This is a genomic window from Amycolatopsis sp. CA-161197 (genome assembly GCF_050942255.1).
Lineage (GTDB): Bacteria > Actinomycetota > Actinomycetes > Mycobacteriales > Pseudonocardiaceae > Amycolatopsis.
The window spans coordinates 4,531,559-4,545,108 of record NZ_CP192059.1; the positions used below are offsets into that span (position 1 = coordinate 4,531,559).

Here is a 13,550-nt window from a genome sequence, read left to right on the forward strand (position 1 = left end):
CACCGGCGGGCGCACGCGGTCCTCGTGGCCGGGGCCGAGCCGGACAATCCCGGGCGCAGGCTGGGGGAGCGGGAACTGGCCGGCACCGCGAAGGTCACGCCGGTGCAGGCGCCGGCGGCGTCGCGGCGGCTGATCGAGCTGGTCACTGGTCACCGCGGGGCCCTGATGCGCGACGCGCGGGAGGCCGGGCCGCCCCAGCCGAGGAAGCCCGGTGATTCTCGAGACCCTCACCGTCCGCCAGGAAAACGCCGTTCTGTTCGCCGGGATCGCGGCCCCGCCCATGAACCTCCTCGGGCCCGACCTGGTTCGCGATCTGGTGTCCCTCATCCAGGAAACCGAGGCCGACGACACGGTCCAGGTGCTGGTGTTCACCAGCACCGACCCCGATTACTAGATCATCCGACTACGTGTCGGACCGTTCGCAACCTCTCGAGGCAATACAGCTAGCACACCGCGCTCCCTCAGTGGTGCGGGACCTGGCGGCTTCCGAGACGCGTCCGACGCCGGCCTGCTGAGCACGTTCTCCAGCGCCGTCCTGCCCACCTCCGGCGCGTCGGCGAACAGCTCTCGCAGCATCGCGATCTTCTGCTCAACCGTCCGCGCCTCGTTCCTCCAACTGTCCTAAAGAACTTCACTCGACACCAAGCGCCGAGTTTTCGCGGTCGGCAATTCGCCTCTACGGCCGCCTGCCGTGGATTTCGCGCGGACACGAGCCCACGGGCTTGTGGGTGAGTACCTTCGTCTCTGTCGCCGCCCCGTTGTCTCCCGCAGAATTGCTCACGAACGGTCGGGCCGGAGTCGGGGATGAAGGGGAGCCTCCGGTTGGAGGGGCACGTCGCAGTGTTCGTGTGCACGGCTCCGAGCGAGGATCACGCGCCGGTGCAGGCGCTGCCCAGGGTCTGGGACGGGCGCGGGCTCGGTTTGCCCGAGCGCGACGTCGCGGGGTTCACCGCGGCCCTCGGGGAGATCATGAAAACGCCGTTGTTCTGGCGGTCCTACCGCGGAGCCGGCCGAGGTGCTGCGCGGACGTGGGCCGAGCCGCACACCGATCCCGAGGACGGGTTCGTCTACGTGAGCGGGCCGTGCGGGGACGCATCGGATCTCGTCGGGTACCGGCCGGTCAACACGTTCACGATCGCTCTCGCAGATGTGCGGGGGCTGCGGATCCGACTCGCCGCGCACCTGCACGCCCGACTTGTCGGAGCCTGAGCAATCAGCACGAGGGACAGGGTGCTCCTCGCCGGTGATCTTGCCCGTCGGCGGAATCTGTACGCGCGTGGCACCAGCAGGTCCGCACGGGGTAATGCCGGTCTTCGTCGCTGGGTTCGCAGCGGTTTCGCCGTGGCCGGCGTGGTGAGGTGCTGAAAGACGGTTGGCGACCTTAACCGTGATTTCCGTGACCGTGAGGGATCATGGGGAGGTGTCCGGTCAGAGTGGCAACGTCTGCGCGCCGCGGTCGATCGCCGATCTTGAACGCGACCCGGCCTGGGACGTGGCTTGGAGCCCGACCACCCACCAGTGGGTGACCGCCGACCACGAGTCCACCCTCGACGGCCGGCACGTTCGAATCGGTCTGACCCCTGCGCGCGACGACCTGGTCGCACTCATCGTCTGGATCGACGGTCGCGTCGTGCACCACCGACGAGGCGTCGAGCCGGTGATGTGCGACGCAGCATGGAAGTGGACCCGACCTCCGATGGAGATCCTCGTATGAGGACTCACCCGAGCAGAAGGACGAACGGCGTCGTCCGCCCTGATGGCCTGGCACGGCTGGGACAACGTCCGCCGCGCCGTGCCCGACAGCACATACCGCCGCGCCCGCATCTGGGACGCCCTGTTCGGCGTCGGCCACCTGGTCGCCACCATGAACGGCCGCCCCATGACCAACCCCGACGGCTTCGTTGCCGCGATCGTCCCCTGGCTTGAGGCGAACACCTCCGCGAGTCAGATTTAAGTCCAGATAATCGTGCACTACTACACCCGCGTCGCCCCGGTCTTGCTGCCACACTTGCACGGCCGGCCGGTGACGTTCTCTGTTGACCGGACAACGGTGCAACACACCGCAGCGACAACGTCCGGAGACTGATCCTGGGCGGTAGTCCTTCCGCGACGTCGTCGAGGAAGGTCGCTCGTGGTCGCAGGTCATAGAGCTCGCCGGGAGGTCGACGCACTCCAGCTGCCGCAGTGGGGCGGGTAGTTGCTGGCGAGGGTGTGGTGCCGTGGCTGGTGATTGCCGACGACGGCACACCGGTCGAGCCGACTCGGCTGTTCTCGCTCGACTTCGTTGCGCAGGACAACAGCACGGGGTCGGTCCGCCTACGCCTACGCCTTGCTGCGGTGGTGACGATGGTTACGCGCGGTCGACGTGGAGTGGGACCGAGCCGGCCTCGCCCGCCGCCTCGCGAGAGTCACCGTCAGCTTGGCCTTCTGTTGCACCGTGGTCGACGTGCGCGGCTTTCCTGCTGGAACGAACCGGGCAACGCGTCGTCATCACCCGCCGGCCTTGAGCTTGTCGGCGGCGTCGCGAGCGAGGACCGCCTCAAGCACCGTGTACTCCGCCTCCTCGATGGCGGCCATGGCATGGGCAACCGCGAACTCGGCATCGGACTCGGCCAAGTCGGCCTGCTTCGCAGCTTGCTTGACGTCCATCTCGTGGCGCTTTTCGCCGATGCTGGAGCGGATCTGCTGAACGTGCCTGTCCCATGACTCCTGGACGTCACGCCACCGTGAAGCGGCGTCGGTCTTCGTCTGCTCGATCTTCTCCCGCAGTTCCTGACTGCGCTCCGCAGCTGAGGTCCGGGCCCGGGCGACGTCTTCCTCCGCAGTGGCCCGTTGAGTGGTCGTTGCGCTGTGGATCTTGTCTTCAATCTCCTTGGCTTCGTCTTCAACCTCTTTGGCCTTGGCAGACATGGTCGCCAGCGCGTCTGATGCAGCCATCTCCTCCTCCAATACAGTGAATTGTTCTCGGCGCGACCTGCCACGCCGGATAGGGCTATGACCGCTGGATAACAACGCTACGCAGCAGGCGTGTAGGGCATATACGGCCCAGAAGTCCCGCCACCAGCGCGGCCACGACGGGCACTCTGGACCCGGGTCCCGGTGCGCCTCTATCTCCATCGTGTGGTCGTGCACTGTCGCCTCCAGCCCGTGTCGGCGTAGACCGTCATTACACGACGCTCGCGTGAACGTGAGGTAAACGAAGTTGGCTTCATCATGGGCCGCAGTACGAGCGTCGACTCCGCGCGAGCGCCGCGCACGCTGTGACCTGCCAAGCTTCGCGGCGCGACGTGAAAACTGCGACACTGCGGGACATCGATGAACGTCGAGAGCCACCTCGTCTGGCGCACGGTTTGCCCGGCGACAGCAGGGTGCCTCGCAGGTTCAGGACGTGGTCGGCGACGCGGCCTGGGACGTCCTCTGCAGCCCGGCCCGCGGCCGCTATCTGCGGTCTGCCGGCCCCGGCGGCGAAGCCCATGCCGGCGGCGATCTCGTGCGGGGTGAGCATGCAGAAGGTGCACTGCTCGACCGCGGCGCGGCTGGTGGGCCATCCGACGAGCGATTGGTGGCCGGTGGTGGTGATGGTGCGGACGGGTTCGCCGGTCGGGGTGCGGGCTGCTGGGACACGGGGATGTCGCCGGTTTCCAGGTCGAGTGCCGGGGCGGACAGGAGGTAGGCGCACAGGGGCGCCCAAAGGCTGGCTGTCGTGGCACCGCGTCGTAACGCCGAGGAGGCGATGCGCGACGTAGCCGTACGAGCCAGAATAGTTAAGCGGGGTGCACCAGTCGGGAAACGGACAGTTCGGTCCAAATTGAAGGCGCTGTCTTCGTAAAATTGAATCATTTAGCAACCGTTCATATCTCTGTTCTGTCCAAGGAGAAACCTGATTTGCGTGACGAACCTGCTTTTCAGCGCCTCAGCCCGAAGATCGACGGTAATGCTCGCTTGCGTGAACCGCAGACCGAGGCGTACGACGCCGTCGTCGAGCACTTCGACGACATCGATAATCATCGCGAAGCGGGCATCGTGCTGCCGGTTGGCTGCGGCAAGTCAGGGCTCATCACGCTCGCGCCGTTCGCACTCAAAGTTCGCCGTGTGCTGGTCATCGCGCCGGGGTTACGGATCGCCAATCAGCTCCTGCGCGACTTCAACCCGACCGCCCGACTTCAGGCTGGAGAACGCCTGAGGGCTCTCAACCCAGCCAACCGAGCGACCCGTGTCGCCGCGGTGATGTGCCCGGATGGCGACACGGGTCCACCCGGTGTCAGGCGCGGTGCGCGCCCTCGGTGGTGGGAGCATTCGCGAGAACGCGCGCGCTGATCGGCGCCGCAGTAGTGTTCGGCGGCCTGCTGATCGGAGCGGGCACGGCAAACGCTGAACCCGTCACGACCTTCCGTGTGTGCCTTAGACCGCTTCGAGCCGTTCCCGTCGGCGCGAGTACGGCCACGGTCGGAGGTCGCGGCCGCGCCAGCCGAGCAGGTCGAACGCCACGCAGACCACCGTGACGCCCTCGGCGCGGCGCCGCACCGGCCCGTAGCCCAGCGCCGCGAAGTCCAGCCGGCCGTCGCGGTAGGCGACGATCTCGCCGTCGAGTACCACTCGGCCCAGCGTGGCCGCCGCCTCGAGGATCCCGGGGAACCGGTCGACCAGGCTGCTGCCGGTGCGGGACTGCACCGCCCCGGCAGGCACGTGGATGAGGCAGCGCCAGCCGTCGAGCTTGGGTTCGTACCCGTGGCCGGCCTCGGGCAGCACGGCGGCCGGCTCGGCGACAGCGAGCCGCAACGGCAGGGACGGCACGGGCACATGTCCATCGTCACCCCACTGACCAGCGACGCAGCCGCGAACCTGTACTGCCTGCACATGCCAGGGCGGAGCGTGACTGCCAATCACTGGGCCAAGCCGACCGTTGAGGACAGGTCTGCTGGATGCTGCCCCCACCAAGGTGCGGATCCCGCCACGCGATGACGCCCGCTGCCCTGCGCGACCCGTAGATTGCTGTTCGTGGACGACGCGACCTTGAGGCCCGCCGGCGGCCTGACGCCGCGGCAGCGGGTGCACCGCGCGAACCTCGCGGTGAGCCAGCCTGTGCTGATCGGGATCGACGCGTGGGCCCAGTACCGGCGGACCAGCACCCGCCCGCGCCGCTGAATCTTCCGGCTGGTCACCCGTGCTCAGCGGGCAGAGTCGGGGCCTCGCCGGCTGATCAGCGCGACCGTCACGGCCGCGCGTGGAACGTCGTGCCGCCGGCTGCGCCACTCACTTACCCTTGGCCGCTACGACGTGACCGTCGACCGCTGGCTCGACCCCCTCGAGCACCAACTGCCGGGCTTCTAGTCACTGTCGCTTGCCGCCCAGGTCAGCGTCCCCGCCGTTCGTCTGCCCCGACTGCTCGAGCATCTCCCACGAGTTCCCCGACATCTCGCGAAATATCCGACGGAATAGCCCCTGACCAGCCCGCCCGCGACGGCACGAGGATCGAGGCGGCCCTCCCGTTCGCGGAGCAGACCACCAGCGCCTGATACCGGCCAGCCGGTAGAGCGGGCTCCTGGCACCCGGGCCCGGGAAATGCCCGCTCGCCGTGACGACGCGGAACTGTCCGCCCGCCAGACTGAATGGGTCCCGTTCAGCCCGGAAGAAGCGACGTCATGAGCAACCACCACCACGCCAGCAACAAGTACTGCGGCCAATCCGACCGCTGGCACTGCCAGTGCGACGGGTGTGGCTGGTTCTGGTACAACGCCAGCACGTTCGGCGAAGCGCTCCGGCACATCCGCCTGCACCAGCTCGACCGGGTGTACGCGGAAGCGGTTGCCGGGCCGCGGCGTGCCGCCTAGCCGGAACGCGCACGAGGGGTTACATCTGGGGCGCGGATAACACCGTCCCGCTGATGACTATCACCGGGCGCATCTCCCCCGTCCACTGTGGAATATCCGGGGCCGGGCAGCGTTGTAAGTCATTGTGGGTGCGGTGGTGTCCCCGGGCTCCCGCCACTGCTTCCGGACCGCCGAGTCGTCGGCCCCGGGTCGCGCCACTCGCCGAGAGGCGACCCCCGCGCCGGCCTCAAGCCACCCCGCCTCGCTGCGCCCCCTCTCCACGGCAGCGCGGGGCGGGCTCATGTGCCTCCTGCTCCTGCCGCCGGACTCCCGCTGCCGCGGCGGGAGCGGGGGCATCCAGCCCCACCAACCCCACCCTCCGGCATGTGTCCTACCGCCTGGTCGCCACAAACGTGCTGCCCGGCACCGTCGCCGCCTACATCAGTCGCGGCATCTCGATCACCAGCTCCACGCGGACAAGTCCCCATCTTGCGCCTCGACTGCTCCCGAGAGTGGAAACCTCATCCAGCAGCTGCGCCCATGGGTCTCTAAAACGATCGTTTTCGGCACTCATTGACCCGACGGGGGAGTCGCCAGGTAGCACGAGCCGCAATCTTGTGTATCGAAATCAACGTGCGCCTAACGGCCATCGGGGAGTTTGGAGACTCATCGCATGCGGTTCGGGTACGCCCGGGTGTCCACCCGCGCTCAGAGCACTAATCACCAGATCGACGCGCTCGCCGCGGCCGGGGTGGCCGGGGGGAACGTGTTCGTCGAGAAGGTCTCCGGGAAGCTGTCCTCGCGCCCGGAGCTGGACCTGATGCTGGACAAGCTCCGCGGACACCCGCACGCGCAAGATCGATGCTGACACCAGTCGCCGCTACGGCGAGACCGGCGCCGGCGAGAAGGTGCAGCTGGAGGCCGACCGCAAGTGGTTCCCGATCTCCCCGGCCCGCTGGCCACGGCTCAAGGCGATCGTCTACGTCGTCGACGGCGTCGTCGCCCGCATCCGCGGCGTCGAGGCGGACCTGGCGAAGTGGGACACCGACGACCGCGGCTACGCCGACGTGCCGGTCACCAAGCCGCTGTCCGAGCTGCAGATCGCCACGCGGCTCCCGACCCTGGGCATCGCCATCGGCGACCACCGCCCCCACATCCGCGGCAAGATCCGCGAATACGTCTCCCTGTAGCCGATCCGGCCGAAACCACCGGCGGACTAGCAGGCCTCCTCGTTATTCCACCGGAACGTAGTCACCTTCCCCGAGCTGCGCGGCGGCGAGATCAGCGTGCGTGGATGTGCTGGTAGCGAATCGACCCTGGACGACGCGGACGTAGGAACCTTCCAGTGGAAAGACGAGAACGAACTTCTTCCCGTCATTTCCACGCAGGACGACTCTTTTTCTCAAGTTGTCAAGAAATTCAATAATATCGCGTTCAATCCCCTCCGAGAATTCCCGGTTCTCGTCCTTCGATATATCGTATAAGTCGGTGTCGATGTCATAGGTGGCGCGCTTTCCTGTGACCGGATTACGCGTCTCGAATTCCAATCCTAGCCAGCGCTGCGGCTCGACAGTCACAATGGCTTTCCAATTCAAACCGCTCAGCTGCCACCTCGACAGGGCGCCGGTCTCATCTGGATTCACCACCGTCACTGCCCACCTGGTGGTCGCCTGGAGCTCTCTTAGGAACTCGAGGAGCAGGCGACCAGCTCCGGATGTCATTAAATCACCACTTCTTGTAATGAGATTTGTGACGCCAATTGAAGTCTATGCCAAACTTGCGCCATTCCAGATGGATGTGTATCGGGTTCAGGGCCCGTCCGAGCTTGCCGAGCTTCTTGTAGTGCTTTAGGAGCCGGACCGAGGGAAACGCGCCACCTGGAAAGGGCGTTTGGCTGCCAATCCGCACGTAGTTGTCGCCGTTGCGGAAGAACTTCGCCACCCCCTTCGTGACCCTGGACGCACTTCTCTTGGCCACCGACGTCGCCCTGCGCACATACTTGGCCACCCGCACGGCGGCGCCGATGTACTGGGCCGCCCCCATCGTGATCGCTCCGGCCGCGTACATCGCCGCGCGTCCCCAGTTTTCCTGGATCGCGTTGCCGGCAGCGGCGACACCACTGGCGATTGCCCCGATCGGACCGGGCACCCAGGACACGACTTCCGCGACGCGGGTGACGGCCTTGACGATCGAGCTGAACCAGCCGTGCCCGTCGAGGTCGAGGCCGTTGACAGGGTCGCCGGCGACGTAGTCGTAGTCGTTGGCGGAGCCGCCTTCCTCGGGGTCGACGGAGAGGAAACGGCCGAGCAGGGGGCTGTATGGGCGGGCGCCCATCTGGACCAGGGACAGTCCACCGGTGTGTTCATAGGAGCGCTGGTGTTCGCCGAGCCAGCCGTAGTCCATCGAGCCGGGCGAGTTGTCGGGCACGTTTTGGGTGTCGACAGCTCCGGTGGTGGTTCAGGAGAGGTCCGGTTGAGTCAGAACGGCGGGTTCACCGCCGTCGACGAAGGCGTCGCGAGGGTGCTGCACTGACGCCAGCGAGAGGATGTCCCGGCCGAACAACCCGGCGGTCAGCCAGATCACGAGTACTCGGACCTTGCGTTCCCAGCTGGGCACGGCCAGCACGTGATAGCCACGGTGCATCAGCCAGGCGAGCGGCCCCTTGATCACGAGTCGCCGGTACTGGAAGATCCCGTGACCGATGCCGAGCTCCGCGATGGAGCCGAGGCTGTGGTGCCGGTAGTTCTTCGGCTTTCCGCCGCGAAGGGTTGCGACGATGTTGCGGGCGAGCAGCTTGCCCTGGCGCACGGCGTGCTGGGCGTTGGGCACCGTGCGGGTGCCCGGGATCGGCGAGGTGAGGTCTTCGATCGCGGCGTCGTCGCCGGCGGCCCACGCGTCGGGCACCGGTTCGGCGTCGGTACCGACCCGCAGGTCCGGCCGGGCGACGACGAATCCACGCTCGTCCACCGGCAGGTCGGTGTGCTTGTCCACAACGGGGTTCGCCGCGTTGCCGGCCGTCCACACGATGAGCTCCGAGTCGAACTCCTCGCCGGTCGAAAGCACGACGTGCCCACCGGTCATCGACTTGATCTGCGTGTCCAGGTGCACCCGCCCACCACGCCGCTGGAGGAAGCGCACGACCCAGCGGCCGGGCGAGTCGGTGACCTCGGGCAGGATCCGGCCTGACGCCTCGATGAGGTGGAACCGGAGCTCGTCGCGGTGCAGTTCGGGATAGCGCTTCAGCAAAGCGGCCGCCAGCGACAGCAGCTCGGCGAAGCCCTCGACTCCGGAGAACCCGCCCCCGACGAAAGTGGCGGTGAGCAGCTTCTGCCGGCGCGGCCCCGGCGGCAGCACGGCCGCTCGGTCGAACGACGTCAGCAGCCGGTCGCGGATCGCTACCGCTTCCTCCACGTGCTTGAGACCGATGGCCTGTTCGGCGATGCCCGGCACCGGGAACTTGCGGGTGACCGCCCCCGCGGTGACCACGACGAGGTCGTAGCCCAGCTCGAACGTGTCACCGCCGGCGGGCCGGACCGTGACCGAACGGCGTTTGTGGTCGATCGCGTCGACCATCCCGGTGATGACGCGTGTGCGGTGGAGGTGGCGGCGCAGCGACACCGCGGCGTGCCGGGCCTCGATCGACCCGGCCATCACCTCGGGCAAGAACGGCTGATAGGTCATGTACGGCCGCGGGTCCACCACCGTCACTTCGGCCTCGCCCCGACGCAGCTTCTTTTCGAGTTTCCACGCCGCGTAAAAGCCCGCGTAGCCACCGCCGACGATCAAGATTTTCCGCATGATGCCCTCTGTTTTCTCGGGTGCAGTGACCGGGGATACGAAGCGGGACAACTTCCTCAGCCGGAGATGAACGCTGCTGCGGCGTCGCCAGCGACGACAGGCTAGATCCATAAGCCGTCTGGCCACCAGTGGACGCGACCAGCGTGATCGCGACCTCCACCGCCATCACCCGGCCGGCGAGCCTCCGCCTTGCGATCGGCCAGCCCCGGCTGTCCCGTCGTGCCCAGCGTCGCGAAGCAGCCATCGTCCAGCCCTCCGCCCACGGGCAACCCCCCAGCGGAGCCACCGGCAGAGAATTTCACCCGGAACACACCCACCTGGCAACTATGACCGGGATCACCGTAATCGCGCGGACCGCTACGGCGATTAGCAAGCTCCCTTTCGTGGTTTGCCACGCTGCCATGCACCGTTCGACCTAGTGCAAAGCGGACATTCTCCCTTAATTGAGATTATGACGACTGAACTGGATTCACTCGGACGGACCATGAGTTTTTCCTTCTCGCGAACATCGGGCTCACGCCGACGACGAAATCCGCGCCGCTCGCCGCCGGCGCGAACGCACAGGCCCTGAACCAGATTCGCGCTGGTCACGAGCTATTCCGTTGGATATTCCGCGTGTCGACGCCGATGACGCCGTCGACCTGTTCTGCCAGCATGGTCATGCGGTTGTTCTTCCCTTTCCGACGAAGACGACCGTGTGGTCGGTGTCGGCCTGGGTGGAGTCACCGCGTGGCAGAACTGTGATGAGTCACGCCGCGCACGCGCGGCGGACGAGCTGCTAATCAGGCCAACGGGGTGGGCCAGGCCGACACCGGCACCCGAGCAGACATCTCGAAAACAAGGCAGCCAGCAGGCGCCAGTTCCCATGCGGGTCATGCCCCGATGCCAGCGTCAGCCTGGCAGCAACCCGACCCAGCCGGATCACCGGTCAAAGAATCACAGCTCCGATGTTCCTCCAACGCCGTTGTACGAAGGGGACCGTTCCGTAGTAGGAACGGGTACCGTTCCGTTCAGGTTTGCGGTCTTGGCGGTGCTCGACTGCTTCGCTGTCCCCGAAAGCGACAGGGGCCCTTGGGCGGAGCTCAGAGGCCATCTCTGAAGGGACCGATCATGAAGTCTCGTATCTCCCAGGCCCGCACGGGTGCCGCCGCTGTTCTGCTCGGCGCGATCGTCACGGGCGTGGTCGCCTTTACAACAGGGGGCACCGCCAGCGCGACGCCGCTGACCACCCCCACCACGCCATCCATCACGGCCGGGCACATCGCCGCGCAGCCGATGGGTTGATGCGCCCCGGGTCTGGTGCAGCGTTGTCTGTCACCGAGCCCGGGCAGGCTCGAAGGGTTGATCATAGCGTGACGCTTGGTGGCCGGCTTCGGTCTGGGCTGGAGTGCGCTGGCCGAGCTCGCCGTGGACACGGCGATGGTTGTACCAGTCGACGTATTCGGCGACGGCGATCTCGACATCACGAACTGATTGCCAACCGCGGCCACGGACAGCAGGGTTATGGATCAATTCTCCCTTGAACAGCGAATTGAATGCCTCGGCCATCGCGTTATCGTAGGAATCTCCGCGCGAACCGACCGAGGCGACCACTTCTGCTTCCGCCAAGCGCTCGGTATAGCGAATGGCTCGGTATTGAGCTCCGCGGTCGGAATGATGGACGAGTCCGGTCACGTCCTGTTCGGCTCGTTTTCTGGCCCAGATCCCCATCTCCAGTGCGTCGAGGGCGAGATTCGTGTGCAACGAGGTTGACACCTGCCACCCCACGACCATTCTTGAGAACACATCGATGACGAACGCGGCGTACACCCACCCCGAAAACGTCCGGCTATAGGTGATGTCCGCTACCCAGAGCTGGTTCGGCTGGTCGGCAGTGAAGCGCCGGTCGACCATGTCCGCCGGCGAAGGCGAGGCAGCAGCGATGGTGGTCCTGGGCCGCCTGCCTCGCCGTAGTCCCTGCAGGCCCTTCTGGCGCATCAGCCGCTCGACCGTGCAGCGAGCCACCCGGATTCCCTCCAGGTTGAGTTGGGCATGGACCTTCCGCGCCCCGTAGACACCGTAATTCTCGCGGAACACGCGCTCGATCTCAGTGAACAGTTCCCCATCTCGCACGGAGCGTTTCGACGGTGTGCGCTTCTTGGCTGCCCAATACGTTCTCGGGGCGATCCGCACATCCGTAGCATTCAAGACTGCGCAGATCGACTCGACCCCGAGCTTCTTCCCCTCGACAACTCGCTCGCGGTAGTCGTCGATATAGTCGACAACCACCGCGAGCGGAACCTCCCGCCGAGGCGTGGAATCGTCAGGCGCTACTTGATTTTGAGGTCGAGCTCCGCGGCGGCGAAAAACGCCGAGGCCGTCTTCAGGATCTCGTTCGCCCGCCGCAACTCACGCACCTCGCGCTCCAGCTCAGCGATCCGCGCGGCATCATCGCTGGTGCGACCGGGCGCCGTGCCGGCGTCGATCTCGGCGCGCTTGACCCACGTCCGCAACGCCTCCGGGTGAACGTCCAACTGACCCGCGACCCGGCGGATCGCCGGCATCCGCTGCCCTTCGGACGCGATCGCGTCCAACGCCATCCGCGTCGCCCGCTCACGCAGCTCGTCGCTGTACTTCTTCGGTGCCGGCATGCTCTGCATCCTCCCTGAGATCAGAGTGGTCTGCCCCGGGTTTGACAGAGTGTGATTGTTGGATTCTTATGCCACTTGATCTTGAGAGGGTGGTATGGGACGTCGTGGGTATCCGCCGGAGTTCCGGCGGAAGGTGCTGGACCTGATCGAGGCTGGTCGCAGGGTCGCCGATGTGGCGGATGATCTGGGGATCAGCGATCAGACGATCTATGCCTGGCGGCGGCAGGATCGGATCGACCGGGGTCTGGAGTCCGGGTTGACCAGCGCGGAGAAGGCCGAGCTGACCGCCGCGAAGAAGAGGATTGCCGAGTTGGAGGCCGAGCTGGCGGTGCATCGGCGTGCGACCGAGCTGCTGAAGAAGGAGGCGGTGCCCCCAAAAGCCCGCTACGCCGCGATCGCGGCGATGACTGAGGAGGGTTTGCCGGCCCAGCTCGCGTGCCGGGTGCCGGGTGCTGGGGGTGTCGGAGTCGGGGTTCTACGCCTGGCGATCCCGGTCACCGTCAGCCCGCTCGATCCGGCACGCCTGGCTGACCGATCTGATCACCGAGATCCACCAGAACTCCCAGGGGCGCTACGGTGCCCGCCGCGTGCACGCCGAGCTGAGGCTGGGGCGTGGGATCCTGGTCGGTCACGGGGCAGTAGAGATGCTGATGCGCCGCGCTCGTCTGGCCGGCGCCATGGGACGGCCGCGGTGGAAGCGCGCCCAGCCCGACGAGATCGCCAAGGATCTGGTGAAGCGCGATTTCACCGCCTCGGGCCCGAACCGCAAGTGGCTCACAGACATCACTGAGCATCGCACCCACGAGGGCAAGGTCTACTGCGCGGTCGTGCTCGATGTCTACTCCCGCCGGGTGGTGGGCTGGTCGATCGATTCCTCACCGACCGCGGCCCTGGTGACGAACGCGCTCGGCATGGCCATCGACAACCGGGCACCGAAGTCCGGCACGATCATCCATTCCGACCAGGGAGTCCAATATGGATCGTGGGCCTTCACCAAGCGCGCGAAGGACTCCGGGCTCGCGCCATCGATGGGCAGCGTCGGCGACTGTTACGACAACGCGATGATGGAGTCCTTCTGGTCGCGCATGCAAGTCGAACTACTCGACCGTCACCGATGGCGCACCCGGGTCGAGCTGGCCAACGCGATCTTCGAGTACCTCGAGATCTGGCACAACCGCCAACGCCGCCACAGCCAACTGGGATGGCTGACTCCGATAGAGTTCGAGAACGCAACCGTCGTGGCATGAAATCCAGCAACCGGACTCCACGAGACCCGGGGCAGACCAGAGCCTGCACAGAACTCGGGGCGCAT

The 13,550-nt window shown here is 66.4% G+C and carries 16 protein-coding genes and 1 pseudogene; 11 read left to right on the top strand and 6 right to left on the bottom strand.

What is annotated here, in order from left to right; translation table 11 throughout:
• Positions 1–211: 211 nt before the first annotated feature.
• From ACQPXB_RS21690 to ACQPXB_RS21705, 4 genes are all read left to right on the top strand, one after another.
• Complete coding sequence (locus tag ACQPXB_RS21690; protein ID WP_432850612.1) at positions 212–394, top strand: hypothetical protein; 183 nt, start codon at positions 212–214, stop codon at positions 392–394.
• Positions 395–804: 410 nt separating this feature from the next.
• Positions 805–1,209, top strand: coding sequence for a hypothetical protein (locus tag ACQPXB_RS21695; RefSeq protein WP_432855116.1), 405 nt, complete (start codon positions 805–807; stop codon positions 1,207–1,209).
• Positions 1,210–1,396: 187 nt separating this feature from the next.
• A complete protein-coding gene (locus ACQPXB_RS21700; RefSeq protein ID WP_432855119.1) occupies positions 1,397–1,714 on the top strand; it encodes a hypothetical protein in 318 nt (105 codons plus the stop codon).
• 42 nt (positions 1,715–1,756) lie between these two features.
• Positions 1,757–1,954 (top strand): hypothetical protein, encoded by a 198-nt coding sequence (locus tag ACQPXB_RS21705; protein WP_432855122.1) that lies wholly within the window; start codon positions 1,757–1,759, stop codon positions 1,952–1,954.
• A gap of 536 nt (positions 1,955–2,490) precedes the next feature.
• Here ACQPXB_RS21705 and ACQPXB_RS21710 read toward each other — a convergent pair.
• Positions 2,491–2,937, bottom strand: coding sequence for a hypothetical protein (locus ACQPXB_RS21710; protein WP_432855125.1), 447 nt, complete (start codon positions 2,935–2,937; stop codon positions 2,491–2,493).
• Between the two features lie 948 nt (positions 2,938–3,885).
• Here ACQPXB_RS21710 and ACQPXB_RS21715 point away from each other — a divergent pair.
• Positions 3,886–4,317 (top strand): DEAD/DEAH box helicase family protein, encoded by a 432-nt coding sequence (locus tag ACQPXB_RS21715; protein ID WP_432855128.1) that lies wholly within the window; start codon positions 3,886–3,888, stop codon positions 4,315–4,317.
• 84 nt (positions 4,318–4,401) lie between these two features.
• On the opposite strand, the gene ACQPXB_RS21720 is transcribed toward ACQPXB_RS21715, so the two are convergent.
• Positions 4,402–4,800, bottom strand: a complete 399-nt coding sequence (locus ACQPXB_RS21720; RefSeq protein ID WP_432855131.1) for a hypothetical protein — start codon at positions 4,798–4,800, stop codon at positions 4,402–4,404.
• 198 nt (positions 4,801–4,998) lie between these two features.
• Between ACQPXB_RS21720 and ACQPXB_RS21725 the strand changes: the two genes are divergently transcribed.
• The 4 genes from ACQPXB_RS21725 to ACQPXB_RS21740 all read left to right on the top strand — a co-directional run bounded on the left by ACQPXB_RS21725 (position 4,999) and on the right by ACQPXB_RS21740 (position 7,000).
• Positions 4,999–5,145 (top strand): hypothetical protein, encoded by a 147-nt coding sequence (locus tag ACQPXB_RS21725; protein ID WP_432855134.1) that lies wholly within the window; start codon positions 4,999–5,001, stop codon positions 5,143–5,145.
• Between the two features lie 497 nt (positions 5,146–5,642).
• A complete protein-coding gene (locus tag ACQPXB_RS21730; RefSeq protein ID WP_432855136.1) occupies positions 5,643–5,831 on the top strand; it encodes a hypothetical protein in 189 nt (62 codons plus the stop codon).
• A gap of 652 nt (positions 5,832–6,483) precedes the next feature.
• Positions 6,484–6,678: a recombinase family protein gene (locus ACQPXB_RS21735; protein WP_432855138.1), complete on the top strand. Its 195-nt coding sequence runs from the start codon at positions 6,484–6,486 to the stop codon at positions 6,676–6,678.
• A gap of 40 nt (positions 6,679–6,718) precedes the next feature.
• Positions 6,719–7,000: a hypothetical protein gene (locus ACQPXB_RS21740; protein ID WP_432855141.1), complete on the top strand. Its 282-nt coding sequence runs from the start codon at positions 6,719–6,721 to the stop codon at positions 6,998–7,000.
• A gap of 42 nt (positions 7,001–7,042) precedes the next feature.
• Here the strand turns inward: ACQPXB_RS21740 and ACQPXB_RS21745 are convergent, their stop codons facing one another.
• From ACQPXB_RS21745 to ACQPXB_RS21755, 3 genes are all read right to left on the bottom strand, one after another.
• Positions 7,043–7,462, bottom strand: coding sequence for a hypothetical protein (locus ACQPXB_RS21745; protein WP_432855144.1), 420 nt, complete (start codon positions 7,460–7,462; stop codon positions 7,043–7,045).
• Between the two features lie 73 nt (positions 7,463–7,535).
• Entirely contained in the window at positions 7,536–8,237 is a 702-nt protein-coding gene (locus ACQPXB_RS21750; RefSeq protein WP_432855147.1) for an RHS repeat-associated core domain-containing protein, read from the bottom strand.
• Positions 8,238–8,267: 30 nt separating this feature from the next.
• Positions 8,268–9,608: an NAD(P)/FAD-dependent oxidoreductase gene (locus ACQPXB_RS21755; RefSeq protein WP_432855150.1), complete on the bottom strand. Its 1,341-nt coding sequence runs from the start codon at positions 9,606–9,608 to the stop codon at positions 8,268–8,270.
• Positions 9,609–10,718: 1,110 nt separating this feature from the next.
• Here ACQPXB_RS21755 and ACQPXB_RS21760 point away from each other — a divergent pair.
• Positions 10,719–10,892, top strand: a complete 174-nt coding sequence (locus ACQPXB_RS21760) for a hypothetical protein (protein ID WP_432855153.1) — start codon at positions 10,719–10,721, stop codon at positions 10,890–10,892.
• 30 nt (positions 10,893–10,922) lie between these two features.
• Here the strand turns inward: ACQPXB_RS21760 and ACQPXB_RS21765 are convergent.
• Positions 10,923–12,238 (bottom strand): IS3 family transposase gene (locus ACQPXB_RS21765; RefSeq protein WP_432855156.1). Its coding sequence is split into 2 segments (ribosomal slippage): positions 10,923–11,944 and positions 11,944–12,238, totalling 1,317 coding nucleotides; the frame shifts between segments, so codons are not numbered across the junction.
• 94 nt (positions 12,239–12,332) lie between these two features.
• Between ACQPXB_RS21765 and ACQPXB_RS21770 the strand changes: the two are divergent.
• Positions 12,333–13,485: pseudogene (locus tag ACQPXB_RS21770) on the top strand (IS3 family transposase).
• The last annotated feature ends 65 nt before the right edge of the window (positions 13,486–13,550 follow it).